This window comes from Actinomyces sp. HPA0247 (assembly GCA_000411415.1).
Taxonomy (GTDB): Bacteria; Actinomycetota; Actinomycetes; order Actinomycetales; family Actinomycetaceae; genus Pauljensenia.
This window is the reverse complement of record KE150450.1, coordinates 64867-90688: the sequence shown is the minus strand read 5'-3', so window position 1 is coordinate 90688 and position 25822 is coordinate 64867. Positions and strand designations below refer to the sequence as shown.

Annotated in this window: 15 protein-coding genes; 10 read left to right on the top strand and 5 right to left on the bottom strand. The window is 65.4% G+C overall.

The window, feature by feature from the left end:
* Nucleotides 1–104: 104 nt before the first annotated feature.
* Both HMPREF1478_RS00320 and HMPREF1478_RS00315 read left to right on the top strand, forming a co-directional pair.
* Nucleotides 105–4019, top strand: a complete 3915-nt coding sequence (locus tag HMPREF1478_RS00320; protein WP_016460093.1) for a S8 family serine peptidase — start codon at nucleotides 105–107, stop codon at nucleotides 4017–4019.
* Between the two features lie 443 nt (nucleotides 4020–4462).
* The gene (locus HMPREF1478_RS00315; RefSeq protein WP_016460092.1) at nucleotides 4463–8419 is read left to right on the top strand and encodes a S8 family serine peptidase; all 3957 of its coding nucleotides are present in this window, start codon (nucleotides 4463–4465) and stop codon (nucleotides 8417–8419) included.
* Between the two features lie 1049 nt (nucleotides 8420–9468).
* Here the strand turns inward: HMPREF1478_RS00315 and HMPREF1478_RS00310 are convergent.
* A complete protein-coding gene (locus tag HMPREF1478_RS00310; RefSeq protein WP_016460091.1) occupies nucleotides 9469–11409 on the bottom strand; it encodes a solute carrier family 23 protein in 1941 nt (646 codons plus the stop codon).
* 595 nt (nucleotides 11410–12004) lie between these two features.
* On the opposite strand from HMPREF1478_RS00310, the gene HMPREF1478_RS00305 reads away from it, so the two are divergent.
* Nucleotides 12005–12286: an HU family DNA-binding protein gene (locus HMPREF1478_RS00305; protein WP_003790058.1), complete on the top strand. Its 282-nt coding sequence runs from the start codon at nucleotides 12005–12007 to the stop codon at nucleotides 12284–12286.
* Between the two features lie 209 nt (nucleotides 12287–12495).
* On the opposite strand, the gene HMPREF1478_RS00300 is transcribed toward HMPREF1478_RS00305, so the two are convergent.
* The 4 genes from HMPREF1478_RS00300 to HMPREF1478_RS00285 form a co-directional block, all read right to left on the bottom strand.
* Nucleotides 12496–14547 (bottom strand): ABC transporter ATP-binding protein, encoded by a 2052-nt coding sequence (locus HMPREF1478_RS00300; RefSeq protein ID WP_016460090.1) that lies wholly within the window; start codon nucleotides 14545–14547, stop codon nucleotides 12496–12498.
* Between the two features lie 10 nt (nucleotides 14548–14557).
* The gene (locus tag HMPREF1478_RS00295) at nucleotides 14558–15457 is read right to left on the bottom strand and encodes an ABC transporter permease (protein WP_016460089.1); all 900 of its coding nucleotides are present in this window, start codon (nucleotides 15455–15457) and stop codon (nucleotides 14558–14560) included.
* Nucleotides 15454–16413, bottom strand: coding sequence for an ABC transporter permease (locus HMPREF1478_RS00290; RefSeq protein WP_016460088.1), 960 nt, complete (start codon nucleotides 16411–16413; stop codon nucleotides 15454–15456). Before HMPREF1478_RS00290 ends, HMPREF1478_RS00295 begins: the two co-directional genes overlap by 4 nt.
* A gap of 79 nt (nucleotides 16414–16492) precedes the next feature.
* Nucleotides 16493–18289 (bottom strand): peptide ABC transporter substrate-binding protein, encoded by a 1797-nt coding sequence (locus HMPREF1478_RS00285; RefSeq protein ID WP_016460087.1) that lies wholly within the window; start codon nucleotides 18287–18289, stop codon nucleotides 16493–16495.
* A gap of 249 nt (nucleotides 18290–18538) precedes the next feature.
* Between HMPREF1478_RS00285 and HMPREF1478_RS00280 the strand changes: the two genes are divergently transcribed.
* The 7 genes from HMPREF1478_RS00280 to HMPREF1478_RS00250 all read left to right on the top strand — a co-directional run bounded on the left by HMPREF1478_RS00280 (nucleotide 18539) and on the right by HMPREF1478_RS00250 (nucleotide 25802).
* The gene (locus HMPREF1478_RS00280; protein WP_016460086.1) at nucleotides 18539–19687 is read left to right on the top strand and encodes an ROK family protein; all 1149 of its coding nucleotides are present in this window, start codon (nucleotides 18539–18541) and stop codon (nucleotides 19685–19687) included.
* Nucleotides 19684–21141 (top strand): M81 family metallopeptidase, encoded by a 1458-nt coding sequence (locus HMPREF1478_RS00275; protein WP_016460085.1) that lies wholly within the window; start codon nucleotides 19684–19686, stop codon nucleotides 21139–21141. The genes HMPREF1478_RS00280 and HMPREF1478_RS00275 overlap by 4 nt, the downstream gene beginning before the upstream one ends.
* Nucleotides 21138–22070, top strand: coding sequence for an ROK family protein (locus HMPREF1478_RS00270; protein WP_016460084.1), 933 nt, complete (start codon nucleotides 21138–21140; stop codon nucleotides 22068–22070). Before HMPREF1478_RS00275 ends, HMPREF1478_RS00270 begins: the two co-directional genes overlap by 4 nt.
* Nucleotides 22067–22747, top strand: coding sequence for a copper homeostasis protein CutC (locus HMPREF1478_RS00265; RefSeq protein ID WP_016460083.1), 681 nt, complete (start codon nucleotides 22067–22069; stop codon nucleotides 22745–22747). Before HMPREF1478_RS00270 ends, HMPREF1478_RS00265 begins: the two co-directional genes overlap by 4 nt.
* Before the next feature lie 75 nt (nucleotides 22748–22822).
* Nucleotides 22823–23596: a glucosamine-6-phosphate deaminase gene (nagB, locus tag HMPREF1478_RS00260; RefSeq protein ID WP_007590223.1), complete on the top strand. Its 774-nt coding sequence runs from the start codon at nucleotides 22823–22825 to the stop codon at nucleotides 23594–23596.
* A 134-nt stretch (nucleotides 23597–23730) separates the two neighbouring features.
* Nucleotides 23731–24063: a DUF3039 domain-containing protein gene (locus tag HMPREF1478_RS00255; protein ID WP_009647810.1), complete on the top strand. Its 333-nt coding sequence runs from the start codon at nucleotides 23731–23733 to the stop codon at nucleotides 24061–24063.
* Nucleotides 24060–25802 (top strand): DEAD/DEAH box helicase, encoded by a 1743-nt coding sequence (locus HMPREF1478_RS00250; protein WP_016460081.1) that lies wholly within the window; start codon nucleotides 24060–24062, stop codon nucleotides 25800–25802. Before HMPREF1478_RS00255 ends, HMPREF1478_RS00250 begins: the two co-directional genes overlap by 4 nt.
* Nucleotides 25803–25822: the final 20 nt, after the last annotated feature.

The following is a 25822-nucleotide window of genomic DNA, read 5'->3' as shown; positions in this document are numbered from 1 at the left end:
ACCTCTCGCTGCGCCCGCCACATCGTGCGTCCACGGGGATGTGCCGCGCGATCACTTACCCTCATGCAGCTCAACACTTTAGGTGTGAAGAAAGTGAGCCGACAATGTTCCACTACCGACGCGTAGCGCTGACGCTGATAGCGGCCGGCGCCCTCGCATTCACGACGACCGGCGTGCCCGCGGCCTTCGGGGCCGACGCCGACGCAACCCAGGCCTCGTCGTCCCAGCAGGCCGGCGATGACTCGCCCAGCACGATCATCGTCCAACTCGACGCGCGTGATGACGGAGTCGACCGCGCCGCGTACTACGCGCAGATGAAGACGCGCATCGGCGAGGCCGTGGCTGCGGCCAGTCCGGGCGCCACCATTTCCGATGTGCGCGACTACCTCCACGCCTTCGATGGATTTGCCATCCAGGCACCTGCCTCGACTCTCGGTGCGATCCGGGCGACGGCTGGCGTCAAGGGCGCTTTCCTCGATGGAGACAACTCCTTCGTCACCGACGAGGAGATCAACGGACAGTACCGCGCCGCTGCCGGCGGTGGAGACTCCGGCATCACGCCCGGGGCGGCGGCGCAGATGATGCGAGCCAACGCGGCCTCCCAGAAGGGGCAGGGCCAGGTCATCGAGCTCATCGACAGTGGTATCGACACCTCGCACGAGGCCTTTGCCGGCGACATGGATGCCGCGTCACTGCGCCTCACGCAGGATGCGGCAGCTTCCCTGACCTCCCAGCTGGGCGCGGGCAAGGCGGGAGTCTGGGTCAGCCCCAAGATTCCTTTCGCCTATGACTACGCTGACGGGGACACGAACGTGCTCGCCACGGACGAAGGAGACGACCATGCGCGCGCTGCGAACACCCAGGGCACGCGCGTCGCCGCGCTCGCGGCGGCCAACGGGGGACAGTTCTCCGGGGCGGCACCCCAGGCGCAGCTCATCGTCGCGAAGGTAACGAAGGATCCGGGCAATCACGCCAGCGATGTCGACCTGCTGGCGGCGCTCGACGACGCGATGGTCCTGCGCCCCGACGTCATCTCCGTGTCTTTTTCCAAGACCGAAGGAATGAGTGACGCCGCCGCGTCTCTCTATTCCCAGGTCTATGAGACCCTCGGTGCGCAGGGCACGACCGTCTACGCGCCCGCCGGGGACGTTGAGCGCTATGGGCGCGCGGACGACCCGGACAATGGCGCGCTCGGTTTCCCCGCCGCCTTCTCCTCGACCCTCGCGGTCGCCTCGGTCAACGAGCAGGAGATCATGGGAGCCATCACCTTCGGCGATCACCTGATCGGATATCGTCCCGTGACCCGCATGGGCAAGGGCGACGGACCGGGCTTTGACTCTCTTGCCGCGGGAACCTACCGCGTCGTCTACGCCGGAAACGGCTCGAGCGAAGACCTGACGAAGTACCTGGGCGCGGACTATGGGGACCTGTCCCACACGATCCTCCTCGAAGAACTGGGAGGCACCGACTCGCGGGGCAAGGACGTGGAACTCCCGCATAAGATCAAGGCCCTGAAATCCCTGACGAGCAAGCCCGCCGGCGTTCTGCTCGGCCACTGGTACGACACCGAAACCCCCGTGAAGTGGTCGGTCGACCGCTGGTTTAGCATCCCGATGGGGACCATCACGACCTCGGATCGCAACCGGCTCTACGACGCTATCAAGGCCTCCGGCACTGGATCGATCGAGGTCAGTGTCTCTCCCTCCACGACCCTCACCGTGCCCGAGGGCCTGTCCGCGTCGGACTTCTCCTCGACCGGCGCCACCCCTGACCTGCGGCTCAAGCCCGAGGTCGCAGCCCCCGGCGGCAGGGTCGCCTCCGCCACGCCCGGAAACGACTACGACAACGAGTCCGGTACGGCCGAGGCCTCGGGTCAGGCCGCCGCGGTCGCTACCCTCGTGCGTCAACGCGTGGCATCCGACCCTGCCTTCGCGGGTCTGTCGGACGCCGAGAAGAACGCCGTTGTCACGAAGCTCCTGATGGGCACTGCCCGCCCGATCGCGGACGCGCAGCAGGATGACGGTACCTTCTACTCGCCTCGCCGAGTGGGTGCCGGCCTGGTTGACGCTGCGGGGGCCACGACCTCGTTTGTGTTCCCGACCGTCGTTGGTGCGGCGAACCCGTCGCGTCCCAAGGCCGACCTGGGTGAGGGCACCTCCGGCTGGAGCTTCCAGGTCACCCTCACGAACGTCTCCGACAGTGCGCGCACCTATACCCTGGGCGGCCAGGCGCTGTCCGAAAAGGTCGAGAGCATGCTGCTGTCGCACCACTCGACCAACTGGGCGGGGAAGGGCATTGACCTGACGTTCTCCGCGGACTCGGTGACCGTGCCCGCCAAGGGGGAGGCCACCGTGACCGTCACCGTGACCCCGCGCGAGGCCTTCGCCTCGTACGCGGCCGCGAACACCCCCAAGGGAACGTTCATCGACGGTGCCGTGACCTTCACGAGCACCGACGGAGCTCCGAACCTCACCGTCCCCTACATGGGCTTCTACGGCTCCTGGGGCGCGCCCGCCATCTTCGACCAGGTCACCCCGAACAACCACATCAGCGGCTACGGGTCGACCTTCATGGACGGAAACCTCCCGTTCGGACAGCAGAGCCCCTTCGATGTCGAGGACGAGCGGATGATCAACGGGGTCGATCCCGACCTCTTCATCATCACCCGTTCGACGGGCGAGAACGCGCGCAGGGGTGTGCACCCGGGCACCGTGCTGCTGCGCTCCGTGTCCTCCCTGACCTACACCTTCGCCAACGAGGCCGGACAGACCATCCGTACCTTCACGTGCGGGCGCGCGGATCGGTCCATCTACGACGTGCAGGAGCGCTCGCCGCGCACTGTCGAGGACTCTGTGCCCGGATGCGACCCCTGGTTCTCCGGCTACGCGCCCGATGGAAGCGAGCTGCCGGACGGACGCTACACGCTGACGATCGAGGGCACGACCGAGGGACCCTCGCCCTCAACCCAGCAGATCAGCTACGGTCTCACGCTGGACAGCAAGGCCCCCGTCATCTCGAACGTGACGGTGAGCGGTGACGGTAACGACCGCACGCTCTCCTTCGACGTCGCTGACTCCTCGCCCATATCGGCCGTCGGTTTCTCGGCCACCGCTGATGGTCCCATCGTCGAACGCGGAGCCGAGGTCTACCCGACCGAACGCGGGGAGGACGGGCTGGTTCACCGCCACTTCGACGTCCCACTGAAGGACGTGCTGACGAGCATCGGCGGGGACCCATCGTCCATCTACCTGCACGTGTGGGACTGGCCCGCCAACAAGGGGACGGCTCCGGTTGCCCTCAAGGCGATCCCCATGACGTCGCTGGCACTCTCCCAGACGTCCGCGACGCTGCGCGTCGGTGAGACGCTGACGCTGAGCGCCACCCACGAACCCGCGGACGCCAATGTGACGGAGCTTTCCTGGTCCTCCTCGGACGAGGCCGTGGCAACCGTCAGCGCGACCGGCGAAGTCAGTGCGGTGGGCGCGGGCGACGCGACCATCACCGTGACCGACCCGACGCAGCCCAGCGTGTCCGCCAGCGCCACCATTCACGTGAGCGCTCCCGCCCCCGCCGCGAAGGCGGGAACGTGGAAACGGGATGGCCGCGGCTGGTGGTACCGCTACGAGGACGGGACCTACCCGGCCGACACGACCCTTGCCATTGACGGGGCCACCTACCGCTTCGATGCGCGCGGCTACATGCGTACCGGCTGGGTCAAGGAACAGGGCTCCTGGTACTACCACAAGGCCTCGGGCGCCCAGGCGAGCGGATGGGTCCTCGACGGCGTCTCCTGGTACTACCTGGATCCCGCTACGGGCGTTATGGCGACCGGCTGGGTCAAGGACGGTGAGACCTGGTACTACCTCAACCCCTCCACCGGCAAGATGGTGACGGGGTGGCTCAAAGACGGCGGCGCCTGGTACTACCTGAAGACCGGAAGCGGCGCGATGGCCACGGGTCGGCTGCGTATCTTCTGGACCTGGTACACATTCTCGGAGACGGGACAGCTGATCAGCTAGATCACCTCTGAGCCTGCCCCAGGCCCGCGAACCCAGCGTGACGCCGGGTTCGCGGGCCTGGCGTCTGTCAAGGGCGTGAGCGCTAAAATTCCCAGGGTTTTTTCAGGTTGTCTTGTCGTTGTCGCAAGGTTCGCCCTTTACACTGAATGTCATCACAAGGGAATACGGCACGGACCACGAGGGTCCGGGATATGCCGACGAGACTTTTACGAGGAGCTTTCTGGGAAAACTTGCACTGTGTTGATGGGATAGGCTGAGGGGTCGACCGCGAGGTCGGCCCCTCAGCTTATGCGCTGCCGTGCACAAAATGTCAGTGGGTGGACACGACGATGGTCTAGCGGACATGCATACTGCACAACTGGCAGAACTTACGCATAATGGGACGGCGCGCCACACGGACGCGCATGTCATCGCCACCTTGTCGATACGTAAGTGAGCCATTGATGTCCCATCACTCCACCCCGGCACTCGCACTCGCCGCCGCCCTCGCCCTGACCGGCGTGAGCGTCCCGGCGCTCGCAGCGAGCCCCCAGCCGGGCGGCGTCCTCCCCGCCAACCCCACCCAGGCCTCGTCCCCCGAGGCGCGCACGGGCACGCGCGTCGAGGACCCGCTCCTCTCCATCCGTCAGGCCGAGGCCGGGGGAGTGACCCTGCCTGACGCCGCCTCTACGCAGGAGGCGGCTGACGACACCCCGACGACGATCATCGTCCAGCTCGAGGACGGCGCGGTCGGCGGCTCTGCAACGGCCACGCGCGACGAGGTCAAGGCCCGCATTGCCTCGGCGGTTCAGGCGGCCGTGCCCGGCGCGCAGGTCACCACCGTGCGCGACTACACGAATGCGCTCGACGGCTTCGCCATCGAGGCACCCGGTTCCGCCCTCTCCGCCATCCAGAAGACCCAGGGCGTGAAGGTCGCGTTCATCGAGGGTGTGCACAAGCCGCTGGAAACCAGCGCGGATGGCGCGGGTGCGCCCGTCCTCAAGAACGCCTCGTCCCTGGCAATGACGCGCGCGGCCGAGGCTGCCCAGAAGGGTGACCGTCAGGTCATCGAGGTCATCGACTCCGGACTGCAGACCGACCACGACGCCTTCGACGGCTCGATGGACGGCGTTGACGTGCGCCTGAGCCAGGCCGACGTTCAGGCCTTCGCGAGCAAGCTGCCGCACGGTAGTTCCGGCACGTACGTCAACAGCAAGATCCCCTTCGCCTACGACTACGCCGACAACGACGCTGACGTCGTTCCCCACTCCGAGAAGGACCTGTCCCACGGCACGCACGTCACCGCGATCGCAGCCGCCAACGCCGACGTCCTGCAGGGCACCGCGCCCCACGCGCAGATCGTCGTCGCCAAGGTGGCCTCCGACGCGGACGGATCGATGCCCGATAGCGCCCTCCTGGCCGCCCTCGATGATGCCCTCGTCATCAAGCCCGACGTCATCAACCTCTCCCTGGGCGATGACGCCGGCATGAGCAGCGACGCCGGCAGCGTCTTCGCGGGCGTCTACGAGGCGCTGAACGACGCCGGAATCACCGTCAACGCCGCTTCGGGCAACGCATTCTCCAACGCGTACGGCAACAACAGTGGCCAGAACAAGCCGTTCGCGACCGACCCCGACACGGGCACGCTCGGAGAGCCTGCCTCCTACAAGTCCACGCTGGCCGTTGCCTCGGTCGACAATCAGGAGGCCCTGTCCTACGTGACCCTAGGGGACCGTAAGATCGCCTACCGCACCGCGCTCGACGGTCAGGGAGAGGCCGTGCGCGGCCTGCGTGACATCCCCGAGAAGAGCTACCGTGTCGTCGATGCCGGCGCGGGCGGCGGTGACGAGCTCGACAAGTACGCGGGCACCAACCGACTGAGCCTCGCCGACGCGATCGTCCTCGAAGACAAGGGCGGCACCGACACCCGGACCGGCACGGCAATGACCGACGACCTCAAGGCCTCGTACCTGACGGGCTTCCCGTCAACACCCGCGGCCCTCATGATCGCCGACACTGACGACTCGGCCACGCCCTACCAGTCGATCCTGGGTGCCACCACCTCGATGCCCACGGTGACCATCACCAAGAAGGACGGCGAAGCGATCCGCGAGGCGCTGGCCGCCGCGGGCGGCGCGGACGTGTACCTCACAGTCACACACTCCGGTATCGTCCTGGCCTCGAACAACCCGACGGCCTCGGAATTCTCGGCGTGGGGTGTGGCCCCCGACCTGACGCTCAAGCCCGAAATCGCGGCCCCCGGCGGCGACATCATGTCCGCCTACCTCGGTAACGAGTACCAGCGCCTGTCGGGCACCTCGATGGCCTCCCCGCAGGTCGCCGGCATCAGCGCGCTCGTGCGCCAGCGCATCGCGGGTGACCCCGCATTCTCCGGCATGAGCGCCAAGGAGAAGAATGCCGTCGTTACCAACCTCCTCATGGGCACCGCCCACCCGCTCATCGACGTCGAGCTGGGGGACGGCACCTACTACTCGCCGCGCAAGGTTGGTGCGGGTGCCGTTGACGCGGTCGCTGCCACCACCGCGACCGTCTACCCGACCGTCGTCGGAGCCGCCGATACCTCCCGACCCAAGGCCGACCTCGGCGATGGAACGAACGGTTGGACCTTCCAGGTGCGCCTGACCAACCTCTCCGACGCCGCCCACACATACACGCTCGGTGGCCAAGCGCTCTCCGAAATGGTCGAGGAGGGCCTCTTCCTCGAGCACTCGCAGAACTGGGCGGGCGCGGGCATCTCGCTGTCCTTTTCCGGCGATGGCGTGTCCGAGGCCGGGGACGCCCAGCAGATCACGGTCCCCGCAAAGTCGACCGCCACCGTGAGCATCGCGGTGACCCCCGAGTCCGAGTTCGCGGCCTTCGCCTCGGCGAACACGCCCAAGGGAACCTTCATCGACGGCGCCGTGACCTTCACGAGCGAGGACGGGACGCCGAGCCTGACCGTCCCCTACCTGGGCTTCTACGGCTCCTGGGGCGCCCCGAATGTCTTCGACGGCAAGTGGTCGGATGACGAGACGACGCCCGTGCACGTCTACCGTTCCGCGCTGGTCAACGCCCACTCGTCCATCCCGCTGGGCGCGCTCAACCCGCTGTCGGACAAGCAGGACTCGAACCTGGTCACCACGATCAACACGCAGCGCCTCATCACCTCGCGCGCCAAGTGGGCGGGTGCCCCCGACAAGATCGCGCCGATGACCGGCATGCTGCGCTCCGTCCCCTCGATGACGCTCACCTACCGCAACTCCGCGGGCGAGTCTGTGCGCTCCTACACGATCAACCGCGTGCGCAAGTCCCTCTACGACCTCGAGACCGGCTGGACAAAACCGGGCGAGTTTTCCGGTGAGGAACCCTTCTTCGATGGGCTTGATGAATCCGGTCACGCGCTGCCCGACGGTCGCTACACCCTGACGATTGAGGCCGCGACGGACGGCCCGTCCTCGCAGACGCAGCAGATGAGCTACGAGTTCACGCTGGACACGAACGCACCCGTCATCTCCAACCTGACGGTGAGCGGCGAGGGCGATGCCCGCACCGTGTCCTTCGACGTCACCGACGCCTCGCCCGTGGCCGGCATCGACTTCCACGAGGATGCCGACGGCGCCTGGTACTACCGCAAGCTCGTCGAGGACGACGGTGAGGTCCTGGCCGACGGCACGCACCGCTACCACTTCGACGTGCCCGTCTCCGAGCTCACGAGCGCGTGGGCGAAGCAGGGGCGCACCGACGAGGCCCCGGGGGCCCCCTACCTGTACGCATGGGACTGGGGCGTCAACCCCGTGAAGCAGGAGGTTCGCCTCCAGGGTGATCCGATGCCTGCTCCGAGTGTGGACCCGACTCCGGCTCCCACGCCCGATCCGACGCCTGCTCCGACTCCGGACCCGACGCCTGCTCCTGCCCCGCAGGGTGGTGCGTGGATCAAGGATTCGGTCGGCTGGTGGTACCGCTATGCGGATGGGACCTATCCGGCGAGCCAGGCGGTGCAGATCGGCAATTCGACGTATCGCTTCGGTGCGGACGGTTACATGCGTACTGGTTGGGTGAGTGAGGACGGTTCGTGGTTCTTCCATGACGCGTCGGGTGCTCAGGCGAGTGGTTGGGTGAAGGACGGTGCGTCCTGGTATTACCTGGATCCGGCATCGGGTCGGATGGTGACCGGGTGGCTGCTCGATGGCCTCACCTGGTACTACCTGATGCCCGGTAGTGGTGCGATGGCGATTGGCTGGGTCAAGGACGGTTCCTCTTGGTACTTCATGGCTCCCAGTGGGGCACTCACCACCGGTTGGGTGCAGGACCGTGGTTCCTGGTATTACCTGAGCACCGACTCGGGTGCGATGTATACCGGCGGCCACTGGATCGGCTGGAAGTGGTACAACTTCGCCGATTCGGGGCGCCTCCTGAGCTGACCTCGCTGCGAGACCGTGTGCCCGCGCCCCCGGATGACCTCCGGGGGCGCGGGCCTTTTCTCACCCAAACACCAAGCCATCTGGTCGATGGATGTCAGGGGAGAACACTCGTTCTGTGTCCAATTATCTGTGGGGTCAAAATCCCAGGATTTTCTCAGCTGCCCTTGCTGTTGCCGCAAGGTTGGGTGCCTACAGTAGATGTCGTCACAAGGGAATACGGCACGGGCCACTCGGGCTCGGGTAATGCCGACGAGAGACGTTTTGAGGAGCTTACTGGGACTACTTGCACTGTGTTGATGGGATACGCCGAGGGGCCGACCGCCAGGTCGGCCCCTCGGCGTATCTGCATCTGGAGCGACTCGTGGGAACTGTGGGTGAAGAGCGTGATGTGTTGGCGGTGGCTTCGTCGTCCGTGCAGCTGAGTGTGTGCGGTGGGGTTTTGTGTGACGGGTCTGTAGTACGGAGTGTGGTGAGGAGCCTGCGCCGCGGAGTGTCGTGAGGAGTTTGCGCTGCGGGAAAACCCTGTTGTGGATCTGTTTCCCAGTGCCACCAATTTCGCACGTAATTCCCTCGCGACTGCTTCAAACATTGAATTGTGGTCGTTGGAATTGCAACGTTTCTGGATGTTGTTGAATGTTCACGCAGTCGAATTACGTGCGAGTTTTGTCTGGTTGTGGTTATGGCGGGGGTGTTGTAGGCCTATCGGTGGCCTCCGCGCTGGGCGCCGTTGGGGGTTTTGCACGACACGAAGCCCTCTGACGGCGTGTCGTCGTGTCGGACCCTTGTGTAGCGCAATTCCCCCCGTCTCGGTCTCCTCCAGCAATTTCGCATGCAATTCCCCTGAACGATCTTGTTCGTCTGTATCAGTACGTGTCGCCGTGTCACTTGTGTTTTGGAATTGCATGCGACTTTGTATAGCTAAGGCCGCATGAGGTGAGGGCTTTGCTGCGGGTCTTGCTGCGGGCTGTGCTGGGCATGAAAAACCGGGGCGCGCCAGGCGTATTGCCCGACGCGCCCCGGCCTCGTCAGTGGGAGACGCTGCGTACTACTCAGAGGCGCTCAAAACCCGCGTCCCACGCGGCGCGCATGGGGTTCGCATCGGCAACCAGCTGGTCGAAACGCAGGTCGGCGATGTCGATAACCTCGCCGAGCGCGAAGCGAGCCTCGCGGGCGGGGGAGTGCTCGACGCGGCGCCAGCCCGACGACAGCAGGTGCTTGCGGTCCACCACGTTATCCACGCATATGACCAGCGGACGATTGAACTTCTCGCGGTAGGCGGCTGCCAGAGCGCGCAGCTCGTCGGCCTCCTCGGAGGACACATCGCCCACGGACAGGGATGAGGTATCCGAGCTCGCCTGCTCGTCGCCCGCGCCGTCGAGGACCAGGGAAACGACGTCCGTGTAGGAAGCGATGAGCTCCTCGGCCTCCTCGGGGGAAGCCGACAGGACCGCGTCCTCGAAGGAGGAACGCAGCTCGGACACGGAAGCGAAAGGACGGGACTCCCAGGCGCGCTCGACCGGCCACGTGTGAGCGGAGAACATCGAGGAGAAGGTCGCGACGAACTGGTCGCGATCCATCGCGTTGACGTCGTCCAGGTTGATCTTCCTGCCGTCCACCACGGCCACGTCCGGCGAGGCGGGGCGTCCGATGTGGAAGAACAGCAGGTTCAAGATGATCGCCGTCAGCGAGCCGATGGTGACACCGGAACCGAAGATGATCTGCAGCCAGGAGGGCATGACCGTGACGATGCCGGGCTTGAGCGTCACGAGGAGGGCCAGGCCGATTGACGTGGAGACGATGACCGCGTTGCGGTTGTCTCGCAGGTCCACCTTTGACAGGGTCTGGATGCCGACGACGGCAACGTTGGCGAACATGGCCAGGGAGGCGCCGCCGATGACGGGCTGCGGAATCGCCGCGACGATGGCTGCCGCCTTGGGCAGCAGGCCGAGGACGATCATGAAGACACCCGCGGCGGTCACGACCCAGCGAGACTTCACGCGGGTCAGGCGCACCAGGCCGACGTTCTGCGCGAAGCAGGTGTAGGGGAAGGAGTTGAGGACGCCGCCCAGCAGGGTGGACAGGCCGTCGGCGCGCAGGGCGTTGGCGATATCGCGTGGGGCGATGCGCTTGCCCACGACCTCACCGGTGGCGAAGACGTCGCCGGTGGTCTCCACGGCGGTCACTGCCATGACGATGATCATCGCGATAATGGCGGTCACCGAGAACTTCGGGATGCCGAAGTAGAAGGGGGTGGTAATAGCGACCCAGCTGGCCTCGCCGACGCCGGAGAAGTCGGTCTTGCCCATTGCGAAGGCAACGGCCGTCATGATCAGCAGCGCGAGGAGGACGGAGAGCGTTCCCATGAAGCCCTTGAAGAGGCGCTGAATGATGATGATGATGGCGATCGTGCCGAATGCAAGGCCGAGACCCTCGTACGTCAGGGCCGTCTTCGCTGCGTCGTCGGTAGCCTTGTCCGCCCAGGCGACGATGTCTCCGGCGGAGACGGACAGGAGGGTCGTGCCCATGACCGTCAGGAGGGTGCCCGTGACGATCGGCGGGAAGAAGCGTAGGAGCTTGGCAAAGAACGGGGCGACCAGGAAGACGATGAGGCCGACGGCGATGATGGAGCCGTACATGGTGGCCAGGCCGATCCTGGGGTCTGCGCCGGCGGGCGTGGCCGCCGCGCCGATTGCGATGAGTGGGGAGACGGCAGTGAAGGTGACGCCCTGAATAAGGGGGAGCTTCACGCCGATGAATCGGCCGATGCCAGCCGACTGGATGATGGTGGCGATGCCACAGGTGAGCAGGTCTGCGTTGATGAGGTGGACCAGCGTGTGATTATCGAGTCCGAGTCCGGAAGCGATAACGAGCGGGACGACCACGGCACCCGCGTAGAACGCGAGGACGTGCTGAATGCCCAGAATGGTGAGTTTTCCAAAGGGAGGAACTTGATCGACGGGATGGGGAGCGGACGAGGGGCGTGATGCCATCTGTGTCTCCTGGACCTTTATCCAAGTGTTGAAGGGACGCATCCATTCTCTGTGATCGGGCAGCAGATTTTACGAGTTATTTAAAAAGTGTGGCGAGTTATATCTTGTATCTGCTCGTCGTGGCTGGCGTGAGGCGGGCCAGTTGTTGGAGGTGGGGGCTGAAATGTCGCGCTTTGTCCCTCCGCCGATGGTCGTGAAGGTGGTTGATTGAGTCGTCGCCCGTCGTTGGCCTTCGTCTCGCTTCGTGAACGATGAGGCGGGGAGTTGGGGATGTTCGGATGCCCTCGGGGGAGTGGTCGACACTGGATGTTTGTCAGGTGTTATGAGAGGGGTTTAGCCTCGGTTGCGGGAGGTCTTGCCTTTACCGGGAAACGTGCCGGTGGAGCCGTATTTGGACGCCGTGGAATGAGGACCACCCGGCAAGTTTGAGTGATCTGATGCACAGAATTGACGGTTTTCGAGCAAAAAATTGAGAATTTTTCGTGAAATCCGCGAAATCTGGCCCTAAAGTCGGCGAAATCGTCGAAGATTTCGTAGTGTGTCATTCGTGGCCACGAAAGTGGTAACCAAGAACGAACAGGAATGAGGTTTCTCAATGTCCGTGAACCGTACCGAGCTTGTCGCTCAGATTGCCGAACGCGCCGACCTGACCAAGGCGAAGGCTGACGAGGCCCTGGCCGCCTTCCAGGCTGTCCTCGTTGAGTCCCTGGCTAAGGGCGAGGCCGTCAAGGTCACCGGCCTGCTCTCGGTCGAGCGTGTCGAGCGCGCCGCCCGCACCGGCCGCAACCCGCGCACCGGTGAAGAGATCAAGATCCCCGCTGGCTACGGCGTCAAGCTCTCCGCTGGCTCCACCCTGAAGAAGGCCGTCTCCAAGTGACGCGCTGACGACAGCGAAGCGTGTGGGGCGTGACCGCGTGGTCGCGCCCCACACGCGTCTTTGTGGCCATGATGCCGCCGCGATGGGCAGTGGCGCCCCGGCGCGGTCGTGGCCGTTGGAAGCGCATCGTGTTCTGCCCTGCATGACGGTGCCCCCGGCCTGATGACTCAGGCCGGGGGCACCGCTTGGAGTTCGCATGAACGTATGTGTCAGGCGTCCACCTTTTCCTTCACGCTCAGCGACAGGAGCGGGTGGTGGCAGGCCACGCGGTGCGTCTCATCCGTGAGCATGGGCTGCACCTTGCACTCCTCGCCCGCAAACGGGCAGCGCGGGCGGAAACGGCAACCCTCAGGCGGGTTGACGGCGCTCGGCGGCTCGCCGGTGAGCTTGATGGCATTCTCGTCGTGCTTGAACTCCGGGTCGGGCACGGGGATCGAGTCGATGAGCGCCTTCGTGTAGGGGTGCTTCGGATTCTTGACGACCTCGGAAGCCGGGCCCTCCTCGACGATACGGCCCAGGTACATGACGCCGATACGGTCCGCCATGTACTGGACGACCGCCAGGTCGTGACTGATGAACAGGTAGGACAGGCCCAGTTCCTGCTGCAGGTCCTTCATGAGGTTGAGGACCTGTGCCTGGACGGAGACGTCCAATGCGGAAACGGGTTCGTCCGCCACGATCAGGTCGGGTGCCAGGGTCAGCGAACGGGCGAAGCCGATGCGCTGGAGCTGTCCGCCCGAGAACTCGTGCGGGTAGCGGTCGAGGATCTCCTCGGTCAGGCCGACCTGCTCGAGGATCTCCATGATGCGCTCGGCGATCTGGCGAGCGTTGCCGGTCTTCTGGATGCTCATGGGCTCGGCCAGGATCTGGTCGATGCGCATGCGCGGGTCCATCGCCGCGTAGGAGTCCTGGAACATCATCTGCACGTCGCGGTGGATGCGTACGGCGTCGCGTCCCTTGAGCGTGGCCAGGTCGCGTCCATCGAGCTCGATGGCGCCACCCGAGGGCGGCTCGAGGCCGGCGATGAGTCGGCCCACGGTGGACTTACCGCAGCCGGACTCGCCGACGAGGCCGTAGGTCTCGCCCTTCTTCACCGTGATGGAGACGCGGTCGACGGCGGAGACAACGCCCTTTTCGCGCTTGAAGAAGCCCGATCCGGCCGACTCGTACTCGCGCGAAGCCTCCTTGACGTCGAGCAGTGTTTCGTGGGAGATCTGCGGGACGTTCTCGGCCGCACCGTTGGTCTTGTTGGAATCCAACTTGCCCTGGAGGACCGCGGGAGACTCGTCGCCCTCCTGAACCGGGTGGAAGCAGGAGAAGGTGTGGGTCTCGTCGCCGCTGAGGTCCGGGTATCCCGCGCGGCACTCGTCAGTGGCCCACAGGCAGCGGGCTGCGAAGCGGCAGCCCACGGGCAGGTTGGTCAGCGACGGGGGAGCGCCGGGGATGGAGAAGAGCTTGGTGCCGGCCGCGAGGGCGCGCTCGGGTAGGGCCGCCATGAGCGAGCTCGTGTAGCGGTGCTTCGGCTCGGTGAACAGCGTCTTCGTTGGGGCGGTCTCAACGATGCGTCCGGCGTACATGACGGCAACGCGATCGGTGTGACCGGCCACAACACCCAGGTCGTGGGTGATGAGGATGACGCCCATCTTGTATTCGTCGCGCAGCTCGTCGATGAGGTCGAGGATCTGCATCTGCGTCGTCACGTCCAGGGCCGTCGTGGGCTCGTCCGCGATGAGGATGCGCGGCTTGCACACGAGGGCCATGGCGATCATGACGCGCTGACGCATGCCGCCGGAGAGCTGGTGCGGGTAGTTGTTGATAACCACCTCGGGACGAGGCATACCAACGCGCTTGAGGATCTCGACGGCGCGCTCGAGAGCTTCCTTCTTCGAGAGGCCCTCGTGCACGCGCAGCGGCTCGCACACCTGAAGGCCGATCTTCATGGTCGGGTTCAGAGAGGTGAGAGGATCCTGGAAGATCATGCCGACCTTGGTGCCGCGCAGCTTGCGCTTCTCCTTGAGCGGCAGCTGGGTGAGGTCCTGCCCGTCGAGGATGATCGAGCCGGAGGAGACCTTGCCACCCTGGGGCAGGAGCCCCATGAGGGATAGGGCGGTCATGGTCTTACCGGAGCCGGATTCGCCCACGATGCCGAGGGTTTCGCCGGGGTTCACGTGCAGGTCGACGCCGGAGAGGGCGCGGACGACGCCGGAACGGATCTCAATGTCGGTGTGCAGATCTTTGATCTGAAGGAGTGGAGTATTCATAGTTCAGTGCTCACCTCTTGCGCAGTCGAACTTCGAAGGCGTCACGCAGGCCGTCGCCGATGAAGTTGAACGACAGGACCAGGAGGATGATGAGGACGCCCGGCGGGTAGAGCAGCCACCAGTTGCCCGAGTAGACGTGCGACTGGCTGTTGGAGAGCATGGCTCCCCAGTCAGTGGCGGGAGGCTGCGCGCCCAGGCCGAGGAACGACAGGTAGGCGACGTAGAGGACGGCGTCGGCGACCTGGAAGGTCGCGTTGACGATGACGGTGCCGATCGTGTTGCGCACGATGTGCGTGCGAATGGCTCGGGGCATCGATCCGCCCATACCGCGCATTGCGACGACGTACTCGCGCGTGCGCAGGGAGAGGGCCTCGCCTCGAATCAATCGGGATGTGCCCAGCCAGGACAGCGCCGACATGATGATGATGAGGACCGGGACGGTCGGGGGGATCATCGTGGCGATCAGCATGAAGAGGAACAGGACGGGCACGGACATGAGTGCGTCAACGATACGCATCATGACCGCATCGATCCAGCCGCCCACGAAGCCGGCGATCGCACCGTAGAGGGTGCCGATCGTTGTCGCGAAGATGCCTGCGAAGAGGCCGACGATAATCGAGGTCTGGCCGCCCTTCATGAGGCGTCCGAGCTGGTCGTAACCGACCATATCGGTGCCGAGCGGATGCTCTGCGGAGGGGGCCAGCGCTGAGTTCGCCAGGTCGGTGTGGACTTGGTCGGTCACATAGAACATGGGGCCGATGAACGAGAAGGCCATCAGGATGAGGATCAAGCACACGCCGAAGACGGCGAGCTTGTTTTCCATGAAGACCTGCAGGCCCTGAAGCTTCGTCGACTTCCGGGCGGTGCGCGCCTTCGCTGGCGCGCTCACTGGTGCGGTTGCTGTGGTCATTTGGCACGTCCTGCCAGTCGGATGCGGGGATCAGCGAGGGCGTAGAGGAAGTCTGCCAGGAGCGCGCCGATGACGGTCGCGAAGGAGACGATGAGGGCGACGCCGAGGAGGATCGGGTAGTCGCGCCTGCCGGTCGCCTGGTAGTACAGGTAGCCCATGCCGTTGAAGTTGAAGAGCGTCTCGATGACCAGGGCGCCACAGAACATCGCGGGGATGTACAGGCCGATCATCGTGATGACGGGGAACATGGCGTTGCGCAGGGTGTGCACGAAGACAACGCGAAACTCCGACAGGCCCTTCGCGCGGGCGGTGCGCACGTACTGCTCGTTGAGGTTGTCCACCATGGAGGAGCGCACGTAGCGCGCGTAGGCGGCGATCGTTCCAATCGAGAGGGCGCACACGGGCAGAATCAGGTGATCCCACTGCTCCCACATGACCGCGAGGTCCTCGCCCTGTGGCGCATCGTTGGGCAGGATGGGCCACACCTGGGAGAAGAGGACGATCAGCAGAAGGCCCGCGAAGAAGATGGGGGTCGAGTAGGCGAGCAGACACGCGATCGTGACCACGTAGTCGGGCGCTTTATTTCTTTTCACTGCCTGCCATACGCCGAGGGGAATCGCGACGATGAGGGCGAGGATGGTGGACAGGAGGGACAGGAAGATGGTGCGCGGCAGGCGGGCGGCCAGCAGGTCGTTCACGGACTGGTTGTGCTGGTAGGAGTATCCGAAGTCGCCGTGCGCAATTTTGTTCAGGTAGGTGACGTACTGCTCGGGGATCGGGCGATCGTATCCATTCTCATGGTCGAAGGCCGCGAGCTGTTCTTGGGTCGCATCCTTACCGAGGGCAGCTCGGGCTGCGCCGCCCGGCTGGGACTGGAGAAGGATGAAGGTGATGATGGTGACCAGGAAGACGACGATGACTGCCTGGCCGAGGCGTTTGAGGATGAATTGGATCATTGCGAACTCCACAGTAAGGGGGCAGGCGCCCGCATGTGCGGGTGCGGGCGCCTGCCCCATGAGGCGTCAAGGCGAAGGGTTACTTACCTTCGGTCGACCACGACCAATCCTCGGGCCAGGTGTCGCCGGTGGCGTCGATGTCGCCCAGGTTGAGCGTCTTCTTCACCGCGGTGATCTGGTAGTACGGGTTGGGCATCCACAGAACGGGGAGGTCCTCCGCGAGGTAGTCGTTGTATGCCTGGAGGGCGTCGGGCTCGGAGGAGCGGGTCGACTCTTCGATCAGCTTGTCGGCCTCGGGGTTGGAGTACTGGCCGAGGTTGACGGGTGCGTCAGTGGCGAAGAGGCGCTCGCCGGAGGCGTAGATGGGGAAGCCCCACGAGGTCTGGGAGCCGAAGAAGGACATGTCCCACGTGCAGGGGGTCTCGTCGTCGCATGCCTGCGAGGCGCCGACCGAGTCGGGAACTTCGCTCATGTCGATCTTGATGCCGACCTTGCCGAACTGGGAGATGATCTCTTCGAACATCTGGTGCGTGGAGACGAAGCCCGACTGGGAGACGAGCTTGAAGTTCAGCGCGTCGCCGGCCGCGATGCCTTCACCGCACTGGTTGTCACCGGTGCCGGGGTTCTCGCAGGTGCTGGCGCCGTCGGGGTTGATCTTCCAGCCGTGGTCCTCGAGGAGCTTCTTGGCGTTGTCCGGATCGAACTTGTAGGCGCAGCCCTCGGTGGTGCCGACCTTGTCAGCCGCCATGGGGACGGGGCCACAGGTCGGGGAGGCGGTGCCGGACCAGATCTTGTCAGACAGGGTCGGCTGGTCGATGAGCTCCTGCATGGCCTGGCGGATGTACTTCTGCTTGATGAACTTCGAGCCGGGGGCCTTGTCGTAGAAGTTCAGGGCCAGGTAGGTGATGGAGTTGCCGGGCCAGAGGAAGACCTGGTAGCCCTTGTCCTCAACGGCCTTGCGCTGGTTGTACTGAGCAGCCGGGATGTAGCCGAAGTCGATGGCGCCCGAGCGCACGGAGTTGAACTCGGCGTCGTCACCCGTGAAGGCCTTGTAGATCAGCTTGTCGATCTTGGGCTTGTCCTCGCCCCAGTAGTTCTCGTTGGGAACGAGCTCGAGGCCCTGGTCGGGGGTGAAGGAGGAGAGCTTCCAGGGGCCGTTCACCGTCTGCCATAGCGGGTTGGTGGCGTAGGAGGAGAGGTTCTTGGCCTCGCCCTGCAGGTAGGAGAAGACCTTCTGGGCGCCCTCGGGGGTGCGGTCGAGGTCGGAGACGGCCTCGTCGGCGCTGGACTTGTCCCAGGCGTGCTGGGGGAGGAGGGCAACCTTGTTGATCTGGTTGTCAATGAACCAGGCCGGTGCGAACTTCTCTTCGGTGGTGATGGAGAAGGTGTGCTCGTCGATGATCTTCAGCTCGGCGCCGTCGGGGAAGAAGCCCTTCTTGTAGGAGGCCCACTCGTCCTTGTTGTTGGTGACGAGGTTCCACCAGAACTCAACGTCGCGGGTGGTGACGGGGGTGCCGTCGGACCACTTGGCGTCGTCGCGCAGCTTGATGGTGAAGGTCTTACCGTCTTCGGAGACCTCGGGGACCGTGCCCAGGGACTTGGGCAGGTTGATCTTGTAGGGGGTGTCGGAGGTGGACTTGTAGGCGAAGAGGGGACGGTACATCGCCTGGATGAACTGTCCGTTTTCGCCCTGGGTGTAGCCCTTGGCGGAGACCGGGAAGATCCAGTTCGGGGTGCGCGAGGCCATCGTGACCTCGTTCTTTCCGGTTTCCGAGGTGGCCGCGCGGTTGCTGCCGCCGCAGGCGGACAGGCCCAGAGTGGCGACCATTGCGAGCGCCGCTCCGGTGGCGATCCACCGCTTCTTACTGAGATTCATGACTGCTCCAAATCAACGTTGATCGGGGGACACTGACGGGAGTGGACCCTGCCAGATGGCATACATCATATGACAGTTTGTCGGCCGATGTTGCCACTATGACCAAAATCCGGAATGTTGCGAAAAAATAACGAAGAATGTTGGCGAAAGAAGTGCCACACTTTCTTCGATGGGGCATAATTAAGGTGTTCTCGACGATGAGCGCTGTGTAACGTTGGAGTTACCGCATATCTATGTGAAGGAGGTGTCATGGCCACGCATGACGTCGATGAGACCGTCCTGACGCTGATCGGATCCGGTCAGGCGGATACGCGTCCCGCAATTGTCAAGCAAACTGGCCTTGCACCGTCAACGATTTCGGCGGCCGTCTCCCGCCTCGTTGAGGCGGGCAAAGTCGCGGAAGCGGACGAGTCTGTCTCGACCGGCGGGCGCAGGGCGCGTCGACTCGTTACTTCTGACGGAGCCGGCGCTCTCGCTCTCGTTGAACTGGGAGCCCACCACGGCCTCGTCGCCCTGACGGATCCCACGCGCGGAATAGGTGTGGCGAGCAGCCTCCTCATCGATATTGCGGAAGGCCCCCAGGTGGTGCTGGACGCCGTCATGGAGGAAGTGGCGCGCCAGGAAGAAGCTGTCGGCGTGCGGGTCGGCGGCCTTGCCCTGGCGGTTCCAGGCCCCGTGGACGCTGACCGTTCGCGCGTCATCCGCCCCGCCCGCATGCCCGGGTGGGATGGAATCAACGTCGCCGAGGCCGTGACGGAGCAAAGCGGTCTGCCCGCCCTCATCGAAAACGACGCGCGCGCGGGAGCCATCGGCGAATCCGTCTACCGGCGCCGGCTGGAAGGCGTCGCCCCCATCGACACGCTCATCTACATCAAGGCTGGCTCCGCCATCGGTGGCGCCTACCTCGTAGAGGGCGTGCCCCAGGTGGGTCAGGGCGGACTGGCCGGGGATATCTCGCATATCCCCGTCGAGGCCGCCGCCGGACGCCCCTGCAAGTGCGGTAACGTCGGCTGCCTCGAAACAATCGCGTCCGCCGACTCGATCCGGGCAGACCTGGCCGCCACCGGCCTCGTCTATGAGAACAACGCACAGCTTCTCGCCGCCGCACGCGACGGTATTCCCGAAGTTGCGACGGCCATCCGCCAGGCGGGAACCCTTCTGGGCCACAGCGTCGCCCACCTCGTGTCCTTCCTGGCGCCTCAGGGAGTCATCGTCGGAGGAGCACTCTCCGCCGTCGATGCCTTCACCGCGGGAGTGCGCGCCGCACTCCACCAATCCTGCCTCCCCTCGATCATGGAACACCTCGTGATCGAATCGTCTCGATCAGGGCGCGAAGCCGCGCTCTGGGGACTCTCCACACTTACCCCCTCGAAGATCTCAAAGGAGAATCGCTCATGACCAAGCCCCGCATCGCGGTTGCCGGCATTCACATCGAATCCTCGACGTTTACCCCCTACATCTCGACGGCCGACGACTTCATCGTCACGCGCGGCGAGGAACTGATGGATCGCTTCTACTGGCGCGACGAGGACTGGGCCACCCAGATCGAGTGGATCCCCGTCCTGCACTCGCGCGCCCTGCCCGGCGGCGTCGTCGAGCGTGGCGCCTACGACGCCTGGAAGGCCGAAATCCTCGAAGGCCTCGCAGCTGCCGGTCCCCTCGACGGCCTCTTTTTTGACATCCACGGTGCCATGAGCGTCCAGGGCATGGACGACGCCGAAGGCGACCTCATTAACGCCATCCGCGGTGTCATCGGCCCGGAGCCCATGGTCAGCGCCTCGATGGACCTGCACGGAAACGTCTCCCAAGACCTCTTCGACGGCTGTGACATCCTCACCTGCTACCGCCTCGCACCCCACGAGGATGCCCTCGAGTCGCGTCGTCGTGCCGCCTACAACCTGGGCATGCGCCTCCTGAACGGGCAGCCCAAGCCCGTCAAGGCCCTCGTCCACGTCCCCGTCCTGCTGCCGGGCGAGAAGACCTCGACCCGCATCGAACCCGCCAAGTCCCTGTACAAGATGATCGACCCCATCGAAGCGATGGACGGCATCCTGGACGCCGCGATCTGGATCGGCTTTGCGTGGGCCGACCAGCCGCGTTGCAAGGGCGCGGTCGTCGTCACGGGTGATGACGCGGAGCTCGTCAAGGAGCAGGCCGAGCGCATCGGCCAGTACTTCTGGGATGTGCACGACCGCTTCGAGTTCGTTGCCCCCGTCGCTTCCATGGAAGAGTGCCTGGCCGCCGCCGAGGAGGGGCCCAAGCCCTTCTTCATTTCCGACTCCGGCGACAACCCGGGTGCCGGTGGCGCCGACGACGTGACGGTCGCGCTCGCGGCCCTCCTTGCGTGGAAGCCCGTCCAGGAAGCGACGCTCGATGTCATCTACGCCTCGATCATCGACCCCGCCGCGGCCGCGGTCGCGTGGGAGGCCGGTGTGGGTGCTGAGGTGGACCTCGAGGTCGGTGGACACATTGACACCCGCGAGCCCGGGACCCTGAACGTGCATGCCACGGTCGAGGCCCTGGCCGACGACCCGATGGGTGGCCACACCGCCCTGCTGCGCACTGGTGGTCTGCGCTTCATCGTCACCACGAACCGCAACCAGTACACGATGTACTGCCAGTTCGAGCTGCTCGGCGTGGACATCACGACCGCCGACGTCGTCGTCGTCAAGATCGGCTACCTTGAGCCCGACCTGTACGAGACCCAGAAGGGCTGGCTCATGGCGCTGACTCCGGGTGGTGTTGACCAGGATCTCATCCGCCTCGGGCACCACAAGATCGACCGCCCGATGTTCCCCTTCGATCCCGATATGGCAGATCCTGATCTGCATGCACAGGTCGTTGAACCATGAGTGCCGTGAAGGATTCCCAGGGCCCGGTATTTGCCGGCATTGACATCGGCGGCACGTCCATTAAATGGATGATCGTCGATGAGGCGGGATCGATCCTCACGCAGGGAAACGAACCCACCGATCGTGAGGCCGTGGCCGAGCAGGTGGGGCGCATCGGTGCCCGGCTTGCCAGCGACTACCCGGGACTGGTCGGTTTCGGCCTGATCTGCCCCGGCCTCGTCGATGAGGAGAGTGGGACCGTCGTGTATGCGGCGAACCTGGAGCTGCGCGGCGTCCAGCTGGCGCGCGCAGTCGAGGAGGCCACGGGAGTGCCCGCCGCGCTCATGCATGACGGGCGCGCCGCCGGCCTGGCCGAGGGGCTCCTCGGTGCTGGTCGCGGAGCCTCCTCCTTCCTCATGATGCCCATCGGCACCGGTATCTCCGTGGCCCTCATGCTGGGCGATCGCCTGTGGAGCGGCGCGACGTTCAGCGCCGGAGAGGTCGGGCACGCCCCCGTCTTCCCGGGCGGTGAGTCCTGTCGCTGCGGTTCGCGCGGCTGCCTGGAGGTCTACGCCTCGGCGAAGGGCATTGCCCGGCGCTACGAGCAGGCGACCGGCGAGGATATCGGCGCGAAGGCCGTCGAGGACGGTATCGGCACCGATCCCGTGGCGACCGAGGTGTGGAACACCGCCGTGCGCGCCCTCGCCCTCTCGCTGACCCACATGACCCTCACCGTCGACGTCGAACGCATCATCATCGGCGGCGGCCTGTCGCACGCGGGTGAGCACCTGCTGGCGCCGCTGCGCGAAGAGTTTGCCTCGATGCTGACATTCCGTGACGCCCCCGAGATCGTCCGTGCTTCCCTTGGGGGAGCGGGCGGCCGTTGGGGTGCGGCGATCCTGGCCGCCCGCGTGGGTGGCTCGACGTGCTACGAAAGGTGGCAGCCGTGACCGTTGTTGAGATTTGCGTGGAAGATGCGCTCGGCGTGCGCCGTGCGCGCGACGGGGGAGCGGATCGCATCGAGATCTGCACTGACCTGTCGTGCGGTGGCCTGACCCCCGCATTCGACGAGGTGGCGGCCGCCCTCGAGGTGGCTCCGGCCGGGGGCGTGCAGGTGCTTGTGCGCCCGCGCCCCGGGGACTTCGTGCACACGCGTGAAGAGGTGGACCGAATCGCCTCGGACATCGTGACCCTGGCGTCGATCGGTCGGGGAGCGTCGGTGCCCCTCGGCTTCGTCGTCGGAGTCATCACGCGTGACGGGCAGATCGACGTGGATGCGGCCGCACGCCTGCGCGATGTGGCCGAGGATGCGCCGCTGACCTTCCACCGTGGCTTCGACCAGGTCGTGGACCAGGATCGCGGCCTCGACGTGCTGATGGAACTTGGCTACGACCGAGTGTTGACGACGGGCGGTGATCCGGCGGTCGCGCAGCCGGGGGCTCTCGCTCGGCTCGTTGAGCGCGGGGGAGACGACATCATCATCCTGGTGTCGGGTGGCCTGCGTGCTCACAATGTCGCCGAGGTTGTGGCAGCCTCGGGCGCTCGCGAGGTCCACATGCGTGCTCCGGGGACCTCCGGTACCGATCAGGCGGAGGTCGAGCGAATCGTCGCTGCCCTGCACGGATAGCCCAGCTCACACATTTGTGGAAAATCATCATCGATTCGTCTGACAAATCGACGTCAGCAGTGTAAGGTTAAACACATGAGAATTGGAATTTTCAACGACGAAGATCAGATCGCATCCCTCGCAGCGGACCGCATCCTCGAGGTCTACCGCGCTAAGCCGAACTTTGTGCTCGGCCTGGCCACCGGTTCCTCGCCGCTGAAGCTCTACGCAGAGCTCGTGCGCCGCTACGAGGCCGGTCAGATCTCCTTTGCCCAGGTTCGCTCCTACAACCTCGACGAGTACGTAGGCCTGCCCCGCGACCACTACGAGGGCTACGCGAACTTCATCCACCGCAACCTCGTCGACCTCGTCGACATGCCCGAGGGCGCGGCACACGGCCCCGACGGCTGGTGCGATGACCTCGAGGCCGGCGCTGCCGCCTACGATGAGGCCATCAAGGCCGACGGTGGCATCGATATCCAGGTCCTCGGCATCGGAAGCGATGGCCACATCGGCTTCAACGAGCCCGGCGGCACCCTCGCGTCGCGCACCCACGTGGGCGTCCTGACCGAGCAGACCCGCCGCGACAACGCACGCTTCTTCGATGGCGACATCGACCAGGTCCCCACGCACTGCGTGACCCAGGGCCTGGGCACGATCATGGACTCGCGCGCCCACATCTTCATCGCCACCGGTGAAGGCAAGGCCGACGCGGTCAAGGCCATGATCGAGGGCGGCGTGACCCAGCGCTGGCCCGCGTCCATCCTCCAGCACCACCCCGATGTCACCGTGCTCCTCGACGAGGCCGCCGCCTCCAAGCTCGAGCTCGCAGACTTCTACAAGGAGGTCTGGGAGAAGGAACACCTGTGAGATAGGTTCCCCATCCGACCGTGCCCCGGCCTCGTGAATGCGAGGTCGGGGCCTTATTGTGAGCGTTGCTTCTTCGCTTCGAGCGCACGCGTGCCACCCGTTGGAAGCACCCCCAGGCACGTACAATGGACACCATGCGTAATGCCCTCGACGAACCCACCGGCCCCTCCGCGCCCTCCGGTCCCTCCACCGCGTCCTCGACCGGTCTGCTGGAGCGTACCGAGACCCGCAAGGAGCGCACGGACGGGGACGGCGACCGCTTTGCCCACTTCGTGCGCAAGGACAAGGCGAACTCCTCCATGGTGACGGGCCAGCCCGTCGTCGCCCTGTGCGGCAAGGTGTGGATCCCCACCCGCGACGCCTCGCAGTACCCGGTGTGCCCCACCTGCAAGGAGCTGCGTGATTCGATGGGTAAGAACGGGCGTAACTGGCCCTTCTCCGATGGAGGAAAGGGCTCCGACAAGTGAGCGAGACGACCCGGCGCGCACCCGTTGGCAGGCTGCGCGCCTGGCAGGCCGCTGCCTTGGACCGCTACATGGCCTCGTCCCCGCGCGACTTCCTGGCGGTCGCGACCCCGGGCGCAGGTAAGACGACTTTCGCCCTGACGCTTGCGACCGAGCTGATTGCGCGCGGAGTTGTCGACAAGCTGACCGTCGTGTGCCCCACCGAGCACCTCAAGGGGCAGTGGGCCTCGAGCGCCGCGCGTTTTGGCATCCACATCGACCCCGACTTCACGAACTCCCAGGGCGTGGCCGGCTCGCACTTCGACGGTGTGGCCGTCACCTACGCGCAGATCGGTTCCAATCCGGCCGTCCATGCCGCCCGTACCCGCGCCTACCGCACCCTCGTCATCCTCGACGAGATCCACCACGCCGGCGACTCCCTGTCGTGGGGCGATGGCGTGCGCGAGGCCTTCACGGACGCGACGCGCCGCCTGGCCCTGACGGGCACGCCCTTCCGATCTGACACCTCGCCGATCCCCTTCGTCACCTACGAGGAAGACGAGGAGGGTATACGACGTTCGCGCGCGGACTACACCTACGGCTACGGCGACGCCCTCAAGGACGGCGTCGTGCGCCCCGTCCTGTTCATGTCCTACTCCGGACAGATGGCCTGGCGTACCAACGCGGGTGATGAGGTCAGTGCCCGCCTGGGCGAGCCCCTCACCAAGGACATGATGAAGCAGGCGTGGCGCACCGCGCTCGACCCCAAGGGCGAGTGGATCCCCGCCGTCCTGCGCGCCGCCGATCTGCGCCTCGAGGAGGTGCGCCGCGCCGTGCCTGACGCGGGCGGCCTCGTCATCGCATCGAACCAGGAGCACGCGCGCGCCTACGCCCGCCACCTGCGCCTCATCACCGGCAAGGCCCCCACGATTGTCCTCTCCGACGATGCGGACGCCTCCGACCGTATTTCCGAGTTCGCGGACTCCACCGACAAATGGATGGTCGCCGTGCGCATGGTGTCCGAGGGTGTCGACGTTCCACGCCTGGCCGTGGGCGTCTACGCCACGAATGCGTCCACGCCCCTGTTTTTCGCCCAGGCGATCGGTCGCTACGTGCGAGCGCGCCGCCGCGGTGAGACCGCCACCGTCTTCATCCCCTCCGTCGTGCCCCTCCTGACCCTCGCCGGCGGCATGGAGATCGAGCGCGACCACGCGCTGGATCGCCCCAAGCGCGAGGAAGCCAGCGAAGACGACATGTGGAACCCCGAGGATGCCCTCGTCGCGGCCGCAAACCGCGAGGAAAAGGCATCTTCTGACCTGCTCTCCCAGTTCGAGGTCTTGGGAGCGGACGCCGAGTTCGACGGCGTCCTCTTCGACGGCGCCGCATGGGGCGCCGGTGCCGAGGTCGGATCCGAGGAGGAGCAGGAATACCTGGGCATTCCCGGCCTGCTGGACGCCGACCAGGTAACGACCCTGCTGCGCGCCCGCCAGGCCGACCAGGTTGCCGCCCAAAAGAAGAGCCGCGCCGCCCAAAAGATGCGTGAGGAGAACGCGGGCATCCCGGCTCACAAGCTGCGCGCCGCCAAGCGCAAGGAGCTCCAGCACCTGGTCTCCACGTGGTCGCGCCGATCCGGCGAAACCCACGCGACCATCCACTCGCGCCTGCGCTCGCGCTGCGGCGGCCCCGAGGTCGCCCAGGCCACGACCGAGCAGATTGAGGCGCGCATCGCCCTGCTGCGCGAATGGTTCGTCGGCCGCCACTGACGCGCGGCCGCGTCGCACTC

Coding starts and splice junctions, on each gene's coding strand:
- HMPREF1478_RS00255 (WP_009647810.1), top strand. CDS start 23,731: ATGCGTAATGCCCTCGACGAACCCACCGGCCCCTCCGCGCCCTCCGGT.
- HMPREF1478_RS00305 (WP_003790058.1), top strand. CDS start 12,005: ATGTCCGTGAACCGTACCGAGCTTGTCGCTCAGATTGCCGAACGCGCC.
- HMPREF1478_RS00280 (WP_016460086.1), top strand. CDS start 18,539: ATGGCCACGCATGACGTCGATGAGACCGTCCTGACGCTGATCGGATCC.
- HMPREF1478_RS00310 (WP_016460091.1), bottom strand. CDS start 11,409: ATGGCATCACGCCCCTCGTCCGCTCCCCATCCCGTCGATCAAGTTCCT.
- HMPREF1478_RS00270 (WP_016460084.1), top strand. CDS start 21,138: ATGAGTGCCGTGAAGGATTCCCAGGGCCCGGTATTTGCCGGCATTGAC.
- HMPREF1478_RS00295 (WP_016460089.1), bottom strand. CDS start 15,457: ATGACCACAGCAACCGCACCAGTGAGCGCGCCAGCGAAGGCGCGCACC.
- HMPREF1478_RS00285 (WP_016460087.1), bottom strand. CDS start 18,289: ATGAATCTCAGTAAGAAGCGGTGGATCGCCACCGGAGCGGCGCTCGCA.
- HMPREF1478_RS00320 (WP_016460093.1), top strand. CDS start 105: ATGTTCCACTACCGACGCGTAGCGCTGACGCTGATAGCGGCCGGCGCC.
- HMPREF1478_RS00300 (WP_016460090.1), bottom strand. CDS start 14,547: ATGAATACTCCACTCCTTCAGATCAAAGATCTGCACACCGACATTGAG.
- HMPREF1478_RS00290 (WP_016460088.1), bottom strand. CDS start 16,413: ATGATCCAATTCATCCTCAAACGCCTCGGCCAGGCAGTCATCGTCGTC.
- HMPREF1478_RS00315 (WP_016460092.1), top strand. CDS start 4,463: ATGTCCCATCACTCCACCCCGGCACTCGCACTCGCCGCCGCCCTCGCC.
- HMPREF1478_RS00275 (WP_016460085.1), top strand. CDS start 19,684: ATGACCAAGCCCCGCATCGCGGTTGCCGGCATTCACATCGAATCCTCG.
- nagB (WP_007590223.1), top strand. CDS start 22,823: ATGAGAATTGGAATTTTCAACGACGAAGATCAGATCGCATCCCTCGCA.